General features: G+C 41.8%; 26 protein-coding genes. All 26 read right to left on the reverse strand.

Annotation, left to right across the window (positions count from 1 at the left end; all coding sequences use genetic code 11):
* Position 1: 1 nt before the first annotated feature.
* Positions 2 to 445, reverse strand: a complete 444-nt coding sequence (gene rplO, locus VIHSUH07_RS00940) for a 50S ribosomal protein L15 (protein WP_005381674.1) — start codon at positions 443 to 445, stop codon at positions 2 to 4.
* Positions 446 to 467: 22 nt separating this feature from the next.
* Positions 468 to 647, reverse strand: coding sequence for a 50S ribosomal protein L30 (rpmD, locus tag VIHSUH07_RS00945; RefSeq protein WP_005377126.1), 180 nt, complete (start codon positions 645 to 647; stop codon positions 468 to 470).
* A gap of 14 nt (positions 648 to 661) precedes the next feature.
* Positions 662 to 1,165, reverse strand: a complete 504-nt coding sequence (rpsE, locus tag VIHSUH07_RS00950) for a 30S ribosomal protein S5 (protein ID WP_105083564.1) — start codon at positions 1,163 to 1,165, stop codon at positions 662 to 664.
* Positions 1,166 to 1,183: 18 nt separating this feature from the next.
* On the reverse strand, positions 1,184 to 1,564 hold the full coding sequence (rplR, locus tag VIHSUH07_RS00955) for a 50S ribosomal protein L18 (protein ID WP_005382771.1): 381 nt from the start codon (positions 1,562 to 1,564) through the stop codon (positions 1,184 to 1,186).
* Positions 1,565 to 1,581: 17 nt separating this feature from the next.
* The gene (rplF, locus tag VIHSUH07_RS00960) at positions 1,582 to 2,127 is read right to left on the reverse strand and encodes a 50S ribosomal protein L6 (protein WP_005377036.1); all 546 of its coding nucleotides are present in this window, start codon (positions 2,125 to 2,127) and stop codon (positions 1,582 to 1,584) included.
* Positions 2,128 to 2,151: 24 nt separating this feature from the next.
* On the reverse strand, positions 2,152 to 2,538 hold the full coding sequence (gene rpsH, locus VIHSUH07_RS00965; protein ID WP_005377044.1) for a 30S ribosomal protein S8: 387 nt from the start codon (positions 2,536 to 2,538) through the stop codon (positions 2,152 to 2,154).
* Between the two features lie 27 nt (positions 2,539 to 2,565).
* The gene (gene rpsN, locus VIHSUH07_RS00970; protein WP_005377140.1) at positions 2,566 to 2,835 is read right to left on the reverse strand and encodes a 30S ribosomal protein S14; all 270 of its coding nucleotides are present in this window, start codon (positions 2,833 to 2,835) and stop codon (positions 2,566 to 2,568) included.
* Between the two features lie 16 nt (positions 2,836 to 2,851).
* On the reverse strand, positions 2,852 to 3,391 hold the full coding sequence (gene rplE, locus VIHSUH07_RS00975) for a 50S ribosomal protein L5 (RefSeq protein WP_005377127.1): 540 nt from the start codon (positions 3,389 to 3,391) through the stop codon (positions 2,852 to 2,854).
* 23 nt (positions 3,392 to 3,414) lie between these two features.
* The gene (rplX, locus tag VIHSUH07_RS00980) at positions 3,415 to 3,735 is read right to left on the reverse strand and encodes a 50S ribosomal protein L24 (protein ID WP_005385506.1); all 321 of its coding nucleotides are present in this window, start codon (positions 3,733 to 3,735) and stop codon (positions 3,415 to 3,417) included.
* Between the two features lie 18 nt (positions 3,736 to 3,753).
* A complete protein-coding gene (rplN, locus tag VIHSUH07_RS00985; RefSeq protein ID WP_004695117.1) occupies positions 3,754 to 4,122 on the reverse strand; it encodes a 50S ribosomal protein L14 in 369 nt (122 codons plus the stop codon).
* Positions 4,123 to 4,146: 24 nt separating this feature from the next.
* Entirely contained in the window at positions 4,147 to 4,407 is a 261-nt protein-coding gene (gene rpsQ / locus VIHSUH07_RS00990; protein WP_105083565.1) for a 30S ribosomal protein S17, read from the reverse strand.
* A gap of 39 nt (positions 4,408 to 4,446) precedes the next feature.
* Positions 4,447 to 4,650 (reverse strand): 50S ribosomal protein L29, encoded by a 204-nt coding sequence (rpmC, locus tag VIHSUH07_RS00995; protein ID WP_004695115.1) that lies wholly within the window; start codon positions 4,648 to 4,650, stop codon positions 4,447 to 4,449.
* A complete protein-coding gene (rplP, locus tag VIHSUH07_RS01000) occupies positions 4,640 to 5,077 on the reverse strand; it encodes a 50S ribosomal protein L16 (RefSeq protein ID WP_105083566.1) in 438 nt (145 codons plus the stop codon). The genes rpmC and rplP overlap by 11 nt, the downstream gene beginning before the upstream one ends.
* Positions 5,077 to 5,742 carry a 30S ribosomal protein S3 gene (gene rpsC, locus VIHSUH07_RS01005; RefSeq protein WP_005377155.1) on the reverse strand — a complete coding sequence of 222 codons (666 nt, stop codon included), beginning with the start codon at positions 5,740 to 5,742 and terminating at the stop codon, positions 5,077 to 5,079. The genes rplP and rpsC overlap by 1 nt, the downstream gene beginning before the upstream one ends.
* Positions 5,743 to 5,758: 16 nt before the next feature.
* The gene (rplV, locus tag VIHSUH07_RS01010; protein ID WP_004695112.1) at positions 5,759 to 6,094 is read right to left on the reverse strand and encodes a 50S ribosomal protein L22; all 336 of its coding nucleotides are present in this window, start codon (positions 6,092 to 6,094) and stop codon (positions 5,759 to 5,761) included.
* 12 nt (positions 6,095 to 6,106) lie between these two features.
* A complete protein-coding gene (gene rpsS / locus VIHSUH07_RS01015; protein ID WP_005377144.1) occupies positions 6,107 to 6,388 on the reverse strand; it encodes a 30S ribosomal protein S19 in 282 nt (93 codons plus the stop codon).
* Between the two features lie 23 nt (positions 6,389 to 6,411).
* Positions 6,412 to 7,242, reverse strand: a complete 831-nt coding sequence (rplB, locus tag VIHSUH07_RS01020; protein ID WP_105083567.1) for a 50S ribosomal protein L2 — start codon at positions 7,240 to 7,242, stop codon at positions 6,412 to 6,414.
* 26 nt (positions 7,243 to 7,268) lie between these two features.
* Positions 7,269 to 7,553 carry a 50S ribosomal protein L23 gene (rplW, locus tag VIHSUH07_RS01025; RefSeq protein WP_005376990.1) on the reverse strand — a complete coding sequence of 95 codons (285 nt, stop codon included), beginning with the start codon at positions 7,551 to 7,553 and terminating at the stop codon, positions 7,269 to 7,271.
* A complete protein-coding gene (gene rplD / locus VIHSUH07_RS01030) occupies positions 7,553 to 8,176 on the reverse strand; it encodes a 50S ribosomal protein L4 (RefSeq protein WP_005377066.1) in 624 nt (207 codons plus the stop codon). Before rplD ends, rplW begins: the two co-directional genes overlap by 1 nt.
* A 26-nt stretch (positions 8,177 to 8,202) precedes the next feature.
* On the reverse strand, positions 8,203 to 8,844 hold the full coding sequence (gene rplC / locus VIHSUH07_RS01035) for a 50S ribosomal protein L3 (RefSeq protein ID WP_059364064.1): 642 nt from the start codon (positions 8,842 to 8,844) through the stop codon (positions 8,203 to 8,205).
* A gap of 12 nt (positions 8,845 to 8,856) precedes the next feature.
* Positions 8,857 to 9,168 (reverse strand): 30S ribosomal protein S10, encoded by a 312-nt coding sequence (gene rpsJ, locus VIHSUH07_RS01040; protein WP_004695100.1) that lies wholly within the window; start codon positions 9,166 to 9,168, stop codon positions 8,857 to 8,859.
* A gap of 182 nt (positions 9,169 to 9,350) precedes the next feature.
* The gene (gene tuf / locus VIHSUH07_RS01045) at positions 9,351 to 10,538 is read right to left on the reverse strand and encodes an elongation factor Tu (protein WP_105083568.1); all 1,188 of its coding nucleotides are present in this window, start codon (positions 10,536 to 10,538) and stop codon (positions 9,351 to 9,353) included.
* Positions 10,539 to 10,588: 50 nt separating this feature from the next.
* Positions 10,589 to 12,664 carry an elongation factor G gene (gene fusA, locus VIHSUH07_RS01050; RefSeq protein WP_105083569.1) on the reverse strand — a complete coding sequence of 692 codons (2,076 nt, stop codon included), beginning with the start codon at positions 12,662 to 12,664 and terminating at the stop codon, positions 10,589 to 10,591.
* Between the two features lie 15 nt (positions 12,665 to 12,679).
* On the reverse strand, positions 12,680 to 13,150 hold the full coding sequence (gene rpsG, locus VIHSUH07_RS01055) for a 30S ribosomal protein S7 (protein WP_004693556.1): 471 nt from the start codon (positions 13,148 to 13,150) through the stop codon (positions 12,680 to 12,682).
* A gap of 52 nt (positions 13,151 to 13,202) precedes the next feature.
* Positions 13,203 to 13,577: a 30S ribosomal protein S12 gene (rpsL, locus tag VIHSUH07_RS01060; protein WP_004693554.1), complete on the reverse strand. Its 375-nt coding sequence runs from the start codon at positions 13,575 to 13,577 to the stop codon at positions 13,203 to 13,205.
* A gap of 76 nt (positions 13,578 to 13,653) precedes the next feature.
* On the reverse strand, positions 13,654 to 13,899 hold the full coding sequence (locus tag VIHSUH07_RS01065; protein WP_005377124.1) for a ribosomal L7Ae/L30e/S12e/Gadd45 family protein: 246 nt from the start codon (positions 13,897 to 13,899) through the stop codon (positions 13,654 to 13,656).
* Positions 13,900 to 14,119: the final 220 nt, after the last annotated feature.

Genomic DNA, 14,119 nt, shown 5'->3' on the forward strand with positions numbered 1-14,119 from the left:
ACTAGATCACCTCTACTTTTCCGCCTGCTGCTGTGATTTTTTCTTCAGCAGATTTAGTGAAGCCGTTAGCAATAACAGTTAGGTTTTTAGTTTCCAAAGAACCATTACCTAAGATGCGGATGCCATCGCGTACGTTTTTCAAAATACCAGCTTCAATAAGAGCTACTGGATCAACTGTTGCACCGTCTTCAAAACGGTTCAATTGTTCTACGTTAACTTCAGCATATTGTTTAGCAAAAACGTTGTTGAAACCACGTTTTGGTAAACGACGATAAAGAGGCATTTGGCCGCCTTCAAAACCGGAACGAACGCCACCGCCAGAACGGGAGTTTTGACCTTTTTGACCACGACCAGATGTTTTACCCAAGCCAGAACCTAAACCACGGCCTACACGAGTACGAGTTTTTTTGGAACCAGCTGCTGGTTGTAATTCATGAAGTTTCATTCAGTGCACCTCCTTATCAGTATTAAACTTCTTCAACTTTTACTAAATGTCTAACTTTGTGAAGCATACCTTGAATTTGAGGTGTTACTTCTTTTACGACTTGAGAATTAGTTTTTTTCAAGCCCAAAGCTTTAACTGTCGCGCGTTGATCTTCAGGACGACCGATTAAGCTTCTTGTTAATGTTACTTTAACTTGTGCCATTTCTTGTCTCCTTATTACGCGTTATAGATTTCTTCAACGGATTTACCGCGAAGTTCAGCAACTTCGCTAGCACGTTTTAAATCTTTCAAACCTTCAATAGTAGCACGAACCATATTGTTAGGGTTAGAAGAGCCCAAAGATTTAGTTAAGATGTTACGAACACCAACTAATTCCAATACGGCACGAACAGGGCCACCAGCGATAACGCCAGTACCTTCAGCAGCTGGTTTCAAGAATACGCGGCCTGCGCCGAATACACCTGTTACAGTGTGAGGGATTGTACCATTTTTAATTGCTACGTTTACGATATTTTTCTTAGCATCATCGATACCTTTGCGGATAGCTTCAGGTACTTCCGCAGCTTTACCTAAGCCAACGCCTACATAACCGTTGCCATCACCAACAACTACAAGTGCGCTGAAGGAAAAACGACGACCGCCTTTAACTACTTTGGCTACGCGGTTGATGAATACTACTCTTTCTTTAAGATCAAGACTGGTGTAGTCAATTCTCGCCATGTCTATAGTTCCTCCTTCTTAGAATTTTAAGCCTGCTTCACGAGCACCTTCTGCAAGTGCTGCTACACGACCATGATAAATGTAACCACCACGGTCAAACACTACAGTGTCAATACCTTTAGCGATAGCTTTTTTAGCAACTGCTTCACCAACAGCTTTAGCAGCAGCAATGTTACCACCATAGGATAAGTTTAAATCTTTATCTAAAGAGCTAGCAGCTACTAATGTTGTACCTGCTACGTCATCGATAACTTGAGCGTAAATGTTGCTCAAGCTGCGATATACGTTCAAACGTGGACAAGTTGCCGTACCAGAAATATGGCGGCGAATACGAAGATGACGTTTTGCTCGAGCGATGTTTCTACTAGATTTACGAGGCAAGATATTCACTCCTTTCATTCATATAGATGATATTACTATTTACCTTTTGCACCAGCTTTACCAGCTTTACGACGAACAACTTCGCCTTCATAGCGGATACCTTTACCTTTGTAAGGTTCAGGTTTTCTCCATTTACGGATATCAGCTGCTACTGCACCTACAACTTCTTTGTCTGCACCAGACACAACGATTTTGTTAGGAGCTGGAACTTCAATTGTAATACCAGCTGGAGCTTCCATCTCTACCGGATGAGAGAAGCCAAGTGTAAGAGCCAATTTATTGCCTTGTTTAGCCGCTCTGTAACCAACACCGTTGATTTCAAGAGTTTTTGTAAATCCTTCTGCTACGCCTGTTACCATATTAGCAACAAGAGCGCGAGTCAAACCGTGAAGGGCACGATGAGCTTTATCTTCGGAAGGACGAGCTACTGTGATTGTGTTACCTTCTACAGTGATGATCATATCTGGATGCAAATCGCGAGATAATTCACCTTTAGGACCTTTTACGTTCATATGATGGTTATCATATGTAACAGTAACGCCTGCAGGAATCTCGATAGGCATTCTACCGATACGTGACATTATTTCTACCTCCTATTGCTACTATTACCAAACGTATGCGATTACTTCGCCACCAAGACCTTCTTTACGAGCTTGCTTGTCGCTCATAACGCCTTTGGATGTAGAAATAACTGCGATACCCAAACCACCAAGTACACGAGGAAGTTCTTCCTTTTTCGCGTAAACACGTAAACCTGGTTTGGAAATACGTTTAATTCCTGTAATAACTTTTTCGTTATTGGAACCATATTTCAAAGTTACTTTTAAAGTGTTTTCTTCTTTTTCAACGTTCTTTACGAAACCTTCTTGTAAAAGGATTTCAAGAACTGCTGCTTTCATTCTAGATGCAGGAATGTTTACCGTTTCGTGAAGTGCAGCATTTGCATTACGGATGCGCGTAAGCATATCCGCGATAGGATCGGTCATTACCATAATCTAAAAACCTCCTCTCGTCTAATATTACCAGCTGGCTTTTTTAACACCAGGAATTTGTCCTTTGTACGCCAATTCACGGAACGCAATACGGCTGATACCGAATTTACGCATATAGCCGTGAGGACGACCAGTTAAGTTGCAACGATTGTGCAAACGTGTTGGGGATGCATTAGCTGGTAATTTGGACAAGCCTTCATAATCACCTGCTGCTTTAAGCGCCGCACGTTTAGCTGCATATTTTTCAACGATTTTAGCGCGTTTCTTTTCGCGTTCAATCATAGATTTTTTAGCCATCTATATGTTCCTCCTATTATTTTTCAAAAGGCATACCGAATTGAGTCAACAATTCACGAGCTTCTTCATCTGTTTTAGCACTTGTTACTACGATGATATCCATACCAGTAACGCGTTCTACCTGATCATATTCGATTTCAGGGAAGATGAGCTGTTCTTTAAGACCCAAAGCGTAGTTACCACGGCCATCAAATGCAGTTGCGCTGATACCGCGGAAGTCACGTACACGAGGTAATGCCGCATTGATCAATTTATCAAGGAATTCATACATGCGTTCGCCACGAAGAGTAACTTTTGTACCCAACGCCATGCCTTCACGAACTTTAAAGTTCGCAATAGATTTTTTAGCTTTTGTGATTACAGGTTTTTGACCAGCAATAATTGTTAAGTCATTAACTGCAGCTTCTAAAGCTTTTGCATTGCCTACAGCATCGCCAACGCCGATGTTGATAACGATTTTTTCCAATTTAGGAATTTCCATTACGTTGCCGTATTGGAATTTTTCTTGCATACTCTTTTTAATTTCAGAGTTGTATTGTTCAAATAAACGAGACATTTATGTAGCTCCTCCTTTCCTGATTATTTAAGTACTGTACCGGATTTAACAGTTGCACGAACGAATTTACCGTCTTTACCTTCAACTTTTTTGATACGAGTAGCTGTTTTAGTTTCTGGGTCAACAATCATTACGTTAGAAACATGGATACCAGCTTCTTTAGTAACGATGCCGCCTTGTGGGTTAGCTTGAGAAGGTTTTGTGTGACGTTTTACAGTGTTTACGCCTTCAACAAATACGCGTTCTTTTTTAGGTTCAGTAGCAATTACTGTACCTTGCTTACCTTTATCTTTACCGGAGATAACAACAACTGTATCGCCTTTTTTGATTTGTAATTTAGCCATATGCTGCGTTCCTCCTTCTTATAATACTTCTGGAGCTAAGGAAACGATTTTCATGAAGTCTTTTTCACGAAGTTCTCTAGCTACAGGTCCGAAAATACGAGTACCACGAGGGGTTTTATCGTCTTTAATTACTACTGCTGCGTTTTCATCGAAACGGATATAGGAACCGTCTTGACGGCGGATACCTTTTTTAGAACGAACAATAACAGCTTTGACTACGTCGCCTTTCTTGACAACGCCACCGGGTGATGCATCTTTTACAGAAGCAACGATTACGTCACCGATATTGCCGAATTTGCGATAAGAACCGCCCATGACTTGGATGCACATAATACGTTTTGCACCAGTGTTGTCGGCAACATTCAAAATTGTTTGTTGCTGGATCATCGTCTATTCCTCCTTACATCACTCTTATTTTTGTCTTTCAAGAATTTCAACAACTCTCCAACATTTATCTTTAGAAAGTGGACGAGTTTCTACAATTTTAACTGTATCGCCAATGCGGCACTCATTATTTTCATCATGAGCTTTGAAGCGTTTATTGCTAACCATTGGCTTATTATATAATGCGTGAGGTACTTTACGTTCTACAGCAACAACAACAGTTTTTTCCATTTTGTCGCTAACAACTTTACCTACGCGGACTTTACGTACGTTTCTTTCTTCTGCCACGATTTTAAGCCTCCTTTTCAAACTTTAACAAATCTGTCATTATGCGTTTTCAGATTTAAGTTCAACTTCACGTTGTACAGTTTTAATACGAGCGATTGTCTTCTTAACTTCACGAATGCGCATAGGATTCTCTAATTGACCTGTTGCAAGCTGAAAACGGAGGTTAAATAACTCTTCCTTAAGACCGGAAACTTTTTGTTCCATTTCGGCAGCGCTCATATTGCGAATGTCATTAACCTTCATTTACGTCACCACCCAATTCTTTACCCTTAACAACAAATTTGCATTTGATTGGAAGTTTATGGCTTGCAAGACGCATAGCTTCACGAGCTACAGATTCTGGCACGCCGTCCATTTCAAACATTACACGACCTGGTTTAACTACTGCTACCCAGTATTCAGGAGAACCTTTACCGGAACCCATACGAGTACCAGCTGGTTTAGCTGTAATTGGTTTGTCAGGGAAAATTTTAATCCATACTTGACCGCCACGTTTGATATAACGAGTCATAGCAATACGAGCAGCTTCGATTTGACGGTTTGTGATCCAAGATGGTTCGCATGCTACCAAGCCGAACTCACCATGAGACACTGTATTACCGCGCATAGCACGACCTTTCATACGGCCGCGGAATTGCTTACGATGTTTTACACGCTTTGGAATAAGCATTACTTGCCACCTTCTTCCTTCTTAGCAGGTTGTTTCGCTTCTGGCAAAACTTCACCTTTGTAAATCCATACTTTAATGCCGATACAACCATAAGTTGTATGAGCTTCAGCAGTACCGTAGTCGATGTTTGCACGAAGTGTGTGCAATGGAATAGAACCTTCACGGTAGGATTCGCTACGAGCGATTTCAGCGCCGCCAAGACGACCACTTACCATGATTTTGATACCTTTTGCACCTAAGCGCATTGTACGACCAACAGCTTGTTTCATTGCACGACGGAAACCGATACGGCGTTCCAATTGACCAGCAATGTTTTCTGCAACAAGAACTGCGTCCATGTCTGCTTGTTTAATTTCTGCAATGTTTACGTCAACTTGTTTATCAGTGAAACGAGTCATTGCTTTTTTGATATCTTCGATACCAGCACCACCACGACCGATAACCATACCTGGTTTTGCAGTGTGGATAGTCAATTTAATACGTTTATTTGTACGCTCGATTTCAATGCGGGAAATACCAGCAATGAAAAGGGTTTCTTTCAAGAAGTTTCGAATTTTTACGTCTTCATGAAGATTAGCAGCGAAATCTTTTTCTGCATACCACTTTGCGTCCCAATCTTTTACGATACCGACACGCAAACCGTGTGGATTAACTTTTTGACCCACTCTGTTTCCCTCCTTCTTAAGCTCTTTCTTTAACTACTACTGTTACGTGGCTAGTGCGTTTCAAAATTTTGAAAGCTTGTCCACGGGAACGAGGATGAATACGTTTCAATGTAGGACCTTGATCTACGAAGATCTCGGATACATATAAGTTATCCACATTCATATCAAAATTGTGTTCTGCATTTGCGATTGCGGAACGCATAACTTTTTCGACTACATCAGCGCCAACTTTCGGAGTGAACTTCAAGATGGCAAATGCCTCGCCGATGTTTTTACCGCGCACTAAATCAGCAACGATACGGATTTTACGAGGCGCGATTCGGATATGTCTAGCGATTGCTTTTGCTTCCATTAATTATTCCTCCTATTTTTTGCCTGTAGATTTTTCGTCCTTACCGTGACCTTTGAAAGTACGTGTAGGAGCGAATTCACCTAATTTATGACCTACCATATCTTCTGTAATAAATACAGGTACATGTTTGCGACCATCATGCACAGCAATTGTGTGGCCTACAAAACTAGGGATAATAGTAGAGGCACGGGACCAGGTTTTTACAACTTTCTTTTCGTTAGTTTCGTTTAAAGCATCAACTTTCTTAAGCAAATGATCTGCTACGAAAGGGCCTTTTTTAATAGATCTGGACACTATTTTATCTCCTTTCCTTTATCCTATTTTGTACGACGTTTAATGATTAAGCTGTTAGAAGCTTTTTTCTTGTCGCGAGTTTTAACACCATGTGCTGGTTTGCCCCAAGGTGTAACAGGATGTTTACGACCAACAGGAGATTTACCTTCACCACCACCATGTGGATGGTCACAAGGGTTCATTACAACACCACGGTTACCAGGACGAACGCCCATCCAACGATGACGACCAGCTTTACCAATTACTAGGTTGCTGTGTTCAGCGTTGCCTACAACACCAATAGTTGCACGGCATTCTTGACGTACGCGGCGCATTTCGCCAGATGGTAAACGAAGAATAGCATAGCCATTATCTTTACCCATCAATTGAGCGGATGTACCAGCGGAACGAACAATTTGACCGCCTTTACCGATTTTTAATTCGATGTTGTGGATTTGAGTACCGTCTGGGATATTAGCCAATGGTAAGCAGTTACCAGGTTTAATATCGGATTCAGGACCGGAGAATACAACGTCACCAACTTTTAAGCCGTTAGGAGCTAAAATATAACGTTTTTCACCATCAGCGTAGTTAAGTAAAGCGATACGAGAAGAACGGTTAGGATCATACTCGATTGTTGCTACTTTAGCTGGGATATTATCTTTAGTACGTTTGAAGTCAATGATACGGTATTGACGTTTATGACCGCCACCTTGGTGACGAACTGTCATTTTACCAGTATTATTACGACCACCTTTTTGGGAAATCTTAGCCAACAAAGATTTTTCTGGTTTGCTTGCTGTGATTTCGTCGAAGGCGGATACTGTCATAAACCGGCGACCAGCGGAGTACGGTTTAAATGATTTAATTGCCATTAGTGGGCCTCCTTACAACTAGACTCTTAGACACCTTCAAATAATGTAATGGATTCGCCAGCTTTTAAAGTTACGATAGCTTTTTTGTAATCGCTACGTTTACCTTGTGTACGACCCATGCGTTTAGTTTTGCCTAATACGCGAATAGTAGCTACTTTTTCTACTTTTACATTGAAGATTTTTTCAACAGCTTGACGGATTTGCACTTTATTTGCAGTCAAAGGCACGCGGAACGTGTATTTGTTTTCTTCCATAAGCTTTGTGGATTTTTCGGTAATAACCGGACGGATTAGTACATCATGTAATTGCATTATCCAAGTACCTCCTCAATTTTTGCGACAGCGCCTTTAGTAATGAAGAGCTTATCGTAATGAAGAAGATCGAAAATGTTCATACCTTCGCAAGCCAATGCTTTAACACCTTGGATGTTGCGAGCGGAACGTTCAACATTTACATCACCTTCAGTGATGAACAATACTTTTGCATCGCCAACATTGAAGCTATTGATAATATTCAATACTTCTTTTGTTTTAGGAGCTGCTAATGTGATTTCTTCCAAAACGTATAATTCGCTATTATTTACCTTATCGCTAAGAGCAGATTTAACTGCCAAACGTCTAGCCTTACGAGGCATAGCTTTGTAATAGCTGCGAGGTTGTGGACCAAATGTAGTACCGCCACCAATCCAGATTGGGGAACGGCTGGAACCGGAACGTGCACGACCAGTACCTTTTTGTTTCCAAGGTTTGCGGCCGCCGCCACGAACCATACCTCTAGTTTTTGTTGCATGTGTGCCGAGACGTTCGTTAGACAATTGACGAACTACGGCTTGATGCATAACGGCTTCGTTTACTTCAACGCCGAATACTGCATCGTTTAACTGTATTTCACCGACTTTAACGCCGGATTGATTATATGTTGCTACTGTAGGCATTACATAATCCTCCTTTCGACAAATGATTATTTAACAGGTTTAACCGTGTTGCGAACCATAACCAAGCTACCTTTAGCGCCTGGGATACCACCTTTAACCAATAAAAGGTTACGTTCAGCATCAACTTTCACAACGGATAAGCGTTGTACGGTAACTCTGTAACCACCCATTTGTCCAGGGAGTTTTTTACCTTTGTATACCTTACCGCCGCCACCGGAGATCATAGGACCGATGGAACCAGGTTCACGGTGAGATTTGGAGCCATGAGTTTCAGGACCACGAGAGAAATTATGGCGTTTAATTGTGCCAGCAAAACCCTTACCTTTACCTGTACCTACTACGTCCACCAATTCACCTTCTGCGAAGATATCAGCTGCCAGAGTTTGGCCTACTGTGTAGTCAGCTGCATTGTCAACGCGAACTTCGCGAAGATATTTAACTGGAGCTACGCCAGCTTTGTCGAACTGACCTTTTACAGGTTTTGTTAAATGTTTTTCTTTAATGGAACCGTAACCAATTTGTACTGCTTCATAACCGTCTGTTTCAACAGTCTTAACGCGCACTACAACGCTTGGGGTAGTTTCCACTACTGTTACAGGAACTAATTGGCCTTCAGCTGTGAAGACTTGTGTCATTCCTAATTTTTTACCCAAAATAGCTTTAGACATTATCGCACCTCCTTATAGTTTTATTTCAATAGATACACCAGCTGGTAAATCTAAACGAGTGATAGCATCTACTGTTTTCGAATTTGGTTCAAGAATATCGATCAAGCGTTTATGTGTACGCATTTCGAATTGTTCACGAGAATCTTTGTTAACGTGTACGGAACGAAGAATCGTGAAGATATTCTTTTCTGTTGGCAATGGAATCGGACCAGATACCATAGCGCCATTTCTTTTTGCAGTGTCTACGATCTTAGCAGCGCTTTGATCGAGAGCTTTGTGGTCGTATGCCTTAAGGCGAATACGGATTTTTTGCTGTTTAGCCATTATTAATAATTCCTCCTGTCGTCCATTTCGTGAATGAACTGCTCCATAGAAATTCTCCTCCGCAGAGGCAACCTTCTACTTCATAGTTTGAAAACACAACACGAGAGCGGCAGAACATGCCGCTCTTACATGTCGTGGATATTGTGCCCAACGTATCACTACGATGAGCATAAAAGGTTAAATTAACCTTCGATTTCAGTTACAACGCCAGCGCCTACTGTATGGCCACCTTCGCGGATCGCGAAGCGAAGACCTTCTTCGATAGCGATTGGAGTAATCAATTCGATGTTCATTGTTACGTTATCGCCAGGCATACACATTTCTACACCTTCAGGAAGGTTTACAACACCTGTTACGTCTGTTGTACGGAAGTAGAATTGTGGACGGTAGTTGGAGAAGAATGGAGTATGACGGCCACCTTCTTCTTTAGTCAATACGTAAACTTCTGCTTTGAATTTTGTGTGTGGTTTGATGGAACCTGGTTTAGCCAATACTTGACCACGTTCGATGTCTTTACGGTCAACACCACGAAGCAATGCACCTACGTTATCGCCTGCTACTGCAGAATCCAAAGTTTTGCGGAACATTTCAAGACCAGTTACAACGTATTGTTCAGCTTTTTCTTTCAAGCCTACAACTTCTACTGTGTCGCCTACGTTTACTTGACCACGTTCAACACGGCCAGTTGCTACTGTACCACGACCAGTGATTGTGAATACGTCTTCCACAGGCATCAAGAAAGGTTTGTCAGTATCACGAACTGGAGTTGGGATGTAGGAGTCTACAGCGTCCATCAATTCGTCGATTTTAGCTACGTATTTAGCATCGCCTTCCAAAGCTTTCAAAGCGGAACCTACAACGATAGGTACTTCGTCGCCAGGGAATTCGTAGGAAGAAAGAAGTTCACGAACTTCCATTTCAACCAATTCGATCAATTCTTCGTCGTCAACCATGTCAGCTTTGTTCAAGAATACTACGATTGCAGGAACACCAACTTGGCGAGCCAACAAGATGTGTTCGCGAGTTTGAGGCATAGGGCCGTCAGCTGCGGAACATACCAAGATAGCGCCGTCCATTTGAGCCGCACCAGTGATCATGTTTTTAACATAGTCAGCATGGCCTGGGCAGTCAACGTGTGCATAGTGACGGTTAGCAGTTTCATACTCAACGTGTGCAGTGTTGATTGTGATACCACGTTCACGTTCTTCTGGAGCTTTATCGATGTTGCTGTAATCTTGGAATTCAGCTTGGCCTTTTTCAGCCAATACTTTTGTAATTGCAGCAGTCAAAGTAGTTTTACCATGGTCAACGTGACCGATTGTACCGATATTAACATGCGGTTTCGTACGTTCAAATTTTTCTTTAGCCATTTTAAATTATCCTCCGAGGAAAATAGTAATTCTATTAATCTAATGTAAGATTAACCGTTTTTCTTTGCTTGAATTTCTTCAGCAATTTTCTTAGGAACTTCTTCGTAATGATCGAATGTCATAGAGTAGTTACCGCGACCTTGAGTTTTAGAACGAAGGTCAGTTGCGTAACCGAACATTTCGCTCAATGGAACATATGCTTTGATATGTTGGTTACCATTACGAGCTTCCATGCCGTCCATGCGACCACGACGGGAGTTCAAGTCACCGATAACGTCGCCCATGTATTCTTCAGGAACGTCTACTTCTACGGACATATATGGTTCAAGCAATGCAGGGTCTGCTTTGCGAGCACCTTCTTTAAAGCCCATGGAACCAGCGATTTTGAAGGCCATTTCGTTGGAGTCAACGTCATGGTAGGAGCCGTCAAATACGATAACTTTGATGTCAACCATTGGATAACCAGCGATAACACCGGATTCCATAGCTTCTTTAACACCATTTTCAACAGGTCCGATGTATTCACGAGGAATTGCACCACCTACGACCTTATTTTCAAATTCGAAGCCAGCACCTGGTTCTTGAGGAATTAATTCCAACCAGCAGTGACCATATTGACCACGACCACCAGATTGACGAACGAATTTACCTTCAGCTTTAACAGCTTTACGGATAGTTTCGCGATAAGCTACTTGAGGTTTACCTACGTTACATTCTACTTTGAATTCACGGTTCATACGGTCAACGATGATATCCAAGTGAAGTTCGCCCATACCGGAGATAATAGTTTGACCTGTTTCTTCATCAGTACGAACTTTGAAAGTAGGATCTTCTTCTGCCAAACGCGCAAGAGCTGTACCCATTTTTTCTTGGTCAGCTTTTGTTTTAGGTTCAACAGCAACGGAGATAACTGGTTCAGGGAACTCCATGGATTCAAGAATTACAGGATTCTTTTCATCACAAAGAGTATCACCAGTAGTAGTATCTTTCAAGCCTACAGCTGCAGCAATGTCGCCAGCGTAAACCATGTCGATTTCTTTACGAGTGTTAGCGTGCATTTGAAGGATACGACCAATACGTTCTTTCTTACCTTTTGTGGAGTTGAAAACGTAGGAACCGGATTCCAATGTACCAGAGTACACACGGAAGAACGCTAATTTACCAACATAAGGGTCAGCCATGATTTTGAATGCCAATGCGGAGAATGGCTCTTCATCGGAAGAAGGACGAGTTGTTTCTTCTTCGGTACCAGGAACTACACCTTTAATAGCTGGAATGTCGATAGGAGCTGGCATGTAATCTACAACAGCATCCAACAACATTTGTACACCTTTGTTTTTGTAGGAAGAACCACAAAGAACTGGGAACAATTGGTTAGCAATAACTGCTTTACGCAATGCTGTTTTCAATTCTTCGATGGAGATTTCTTCACCTTCCAAATATTTCATCATGATATCATCATCAGTTTCAGCGATAGCATCAATCATCATTTCGCGACGAGCTTCAGCTACTTCTTGATATTCTGCTGGGATATCAGTGATTTCATATTCTTTACCGTCATCGGATTTGTAAATTTCCGCTTTCATAGTCATCAAATCGATGATGCCTTCGAAAGTATCTTCAGCGCCGATTGGCACTTGGATAGCCACGGAATTTGCACCCAAACGGGATTTCATCATATCAACTACGTTGAAGAAGTCAGCACCCACTGTATCCATCTTATTTACATAAGCGATACGAGGTACGCCGTAGTTAGATGCTTGACGCCATACTGTTTCGGATTGAGGTTCAACGCCACCTTTAGCACTGAACACCGCTACGGAGCCATCAAGTACACGTAGAGAACGTTCTACTTCTACAGTAAAGTCAACGTGACCAGGAGTATCGATGATATTGATACGATGATCTTTCCAGTGACATGTTGTCGCCGCAGAAGTGATTGTGATACCACGTTCTTGTTCTTGCGCCATCCAGTCCATCGTAGCAGCACCTTCATGTACTTCGCCGATTTTGTGAACAATACCTGTATAGTAGAGGATACGTTCTGTAGTTGTTGTTTTACCAGCATCGATGTGAGCCATGATACCGATATTACGAGTTTTTGCTAGGGAAAACTCTCTTGCCACAGTTGTCACCTCTTATTACCAACGATAATGAGCAAATGCTTTATTAGCTTCTGCCATTTTATGAGTATCTTCTTTTTTCTTGATTGCAGCGCCTGCATTGTTGAAAGCGTCCATCAATTCGCCTGCTAAGCGTTCTTTCATAGTGCGTTCACCACGAAGACGAGCGTAGTTTACAACCCAACGAATACCGAGGGTTTGACGGCGATCAGCACGAACTTCAACTGGCACTTGGTAGTTCGCACCACCGATACGGCGAGCACGTACTTCAAGTACAGGCATAACATTTTTCAATGCTTGATCAAAAACTTCCATTGGGTCTTGACCCATTTTGGAACGAATAATTTCAAATGCATCATATACGATAGTTTCAGCAATGCCTTTTTTGCCATCGTACATAACTTTGTTAATGAAACGTGTTACTAATTTGCTGTTGTACACCGGATCTGGAAGTACATCACGTTTCGGAACAGGGCCTTTTCTTGGCATGTTCAATTCCTCCTTTATAATGATGTGTGTTAAATTCGTTTAATGGCTAAAATTATTTTTTAGCTTTTTTCGCGCCGTATTTGGAACGACTTTGCATACGATTTTGTACGCCAGCTGTATCCAATGCACCACGAACGATGTGATAACGCACACCTGGAAGGTCTTTTACACGACCGCCTCTGATAAGTACAACACTGTGTTCTTGTAAATTGTGACCAATGCCTGGAATGTAAGCAGTTACTTCAATAGCGTTTGTCAAACGTACACGGGCAACTTTACGAAGCGCGGAGTTTGGTTTCTTTGGAGTAGCTGTGTACACACGAGTACATACACCACGTTTTTGTGGAGATTCTTGAAGCGCTGGAGCTGTAGATTTTTTAGTCAAGCTCATGCGACCTTTGCGTACTAGCTGATTAATTGTTGGCATTTGGGCACCTCCTTTCCAAATTTGAGATTTATAATTGATCCGTCATAACAAATTGTTACATCGGATATTACCGAGATTAACGTAGGATGCCTACCGCTGTGGCCCGCACCTTAATGCGGCACGCACGACCAAGGTCATCCATCGTATGCTTATCGTCGAACGGTATATTATGTTCCACGCAAGCCATCCGTACAGGATCTACTACGTAGCTATCGCTATCGCAGCCGAGAAACACAAACTTAACAGAGCCTTTTGCAATTGATTTAATCGTTTGCTTAGCACCTATTGTCTTGTTCGCCGATGCCAAATGGGCAATGTCCATGGTTACATCTTCTCCTTACGAAACTATGCTCAGGGCGCACTTGCCCTCTAAGCACTATGTAAGTATATCAATTACTCAAACGCATGTCAAAGGTTTTCTAACACTCAAAACCGCTATTTCACTGTATTTAATATGTACACCTATCCGTGTGTATCATTTATAAGAATTACATGAAGTATTCTCGTTTTTTTATACAAATACAGATAATTTCACTTATTTT

It is taken from the genome of Veillonella sp. T34266-5, from assembly GCF_002959815.1.
Taxonomy (GTDB): domain Bacteria; phylum Bacillota; class Negativicutes; order Veillonellales; family Veillonellaceae; genus Veillonella; species Veillonella atypica.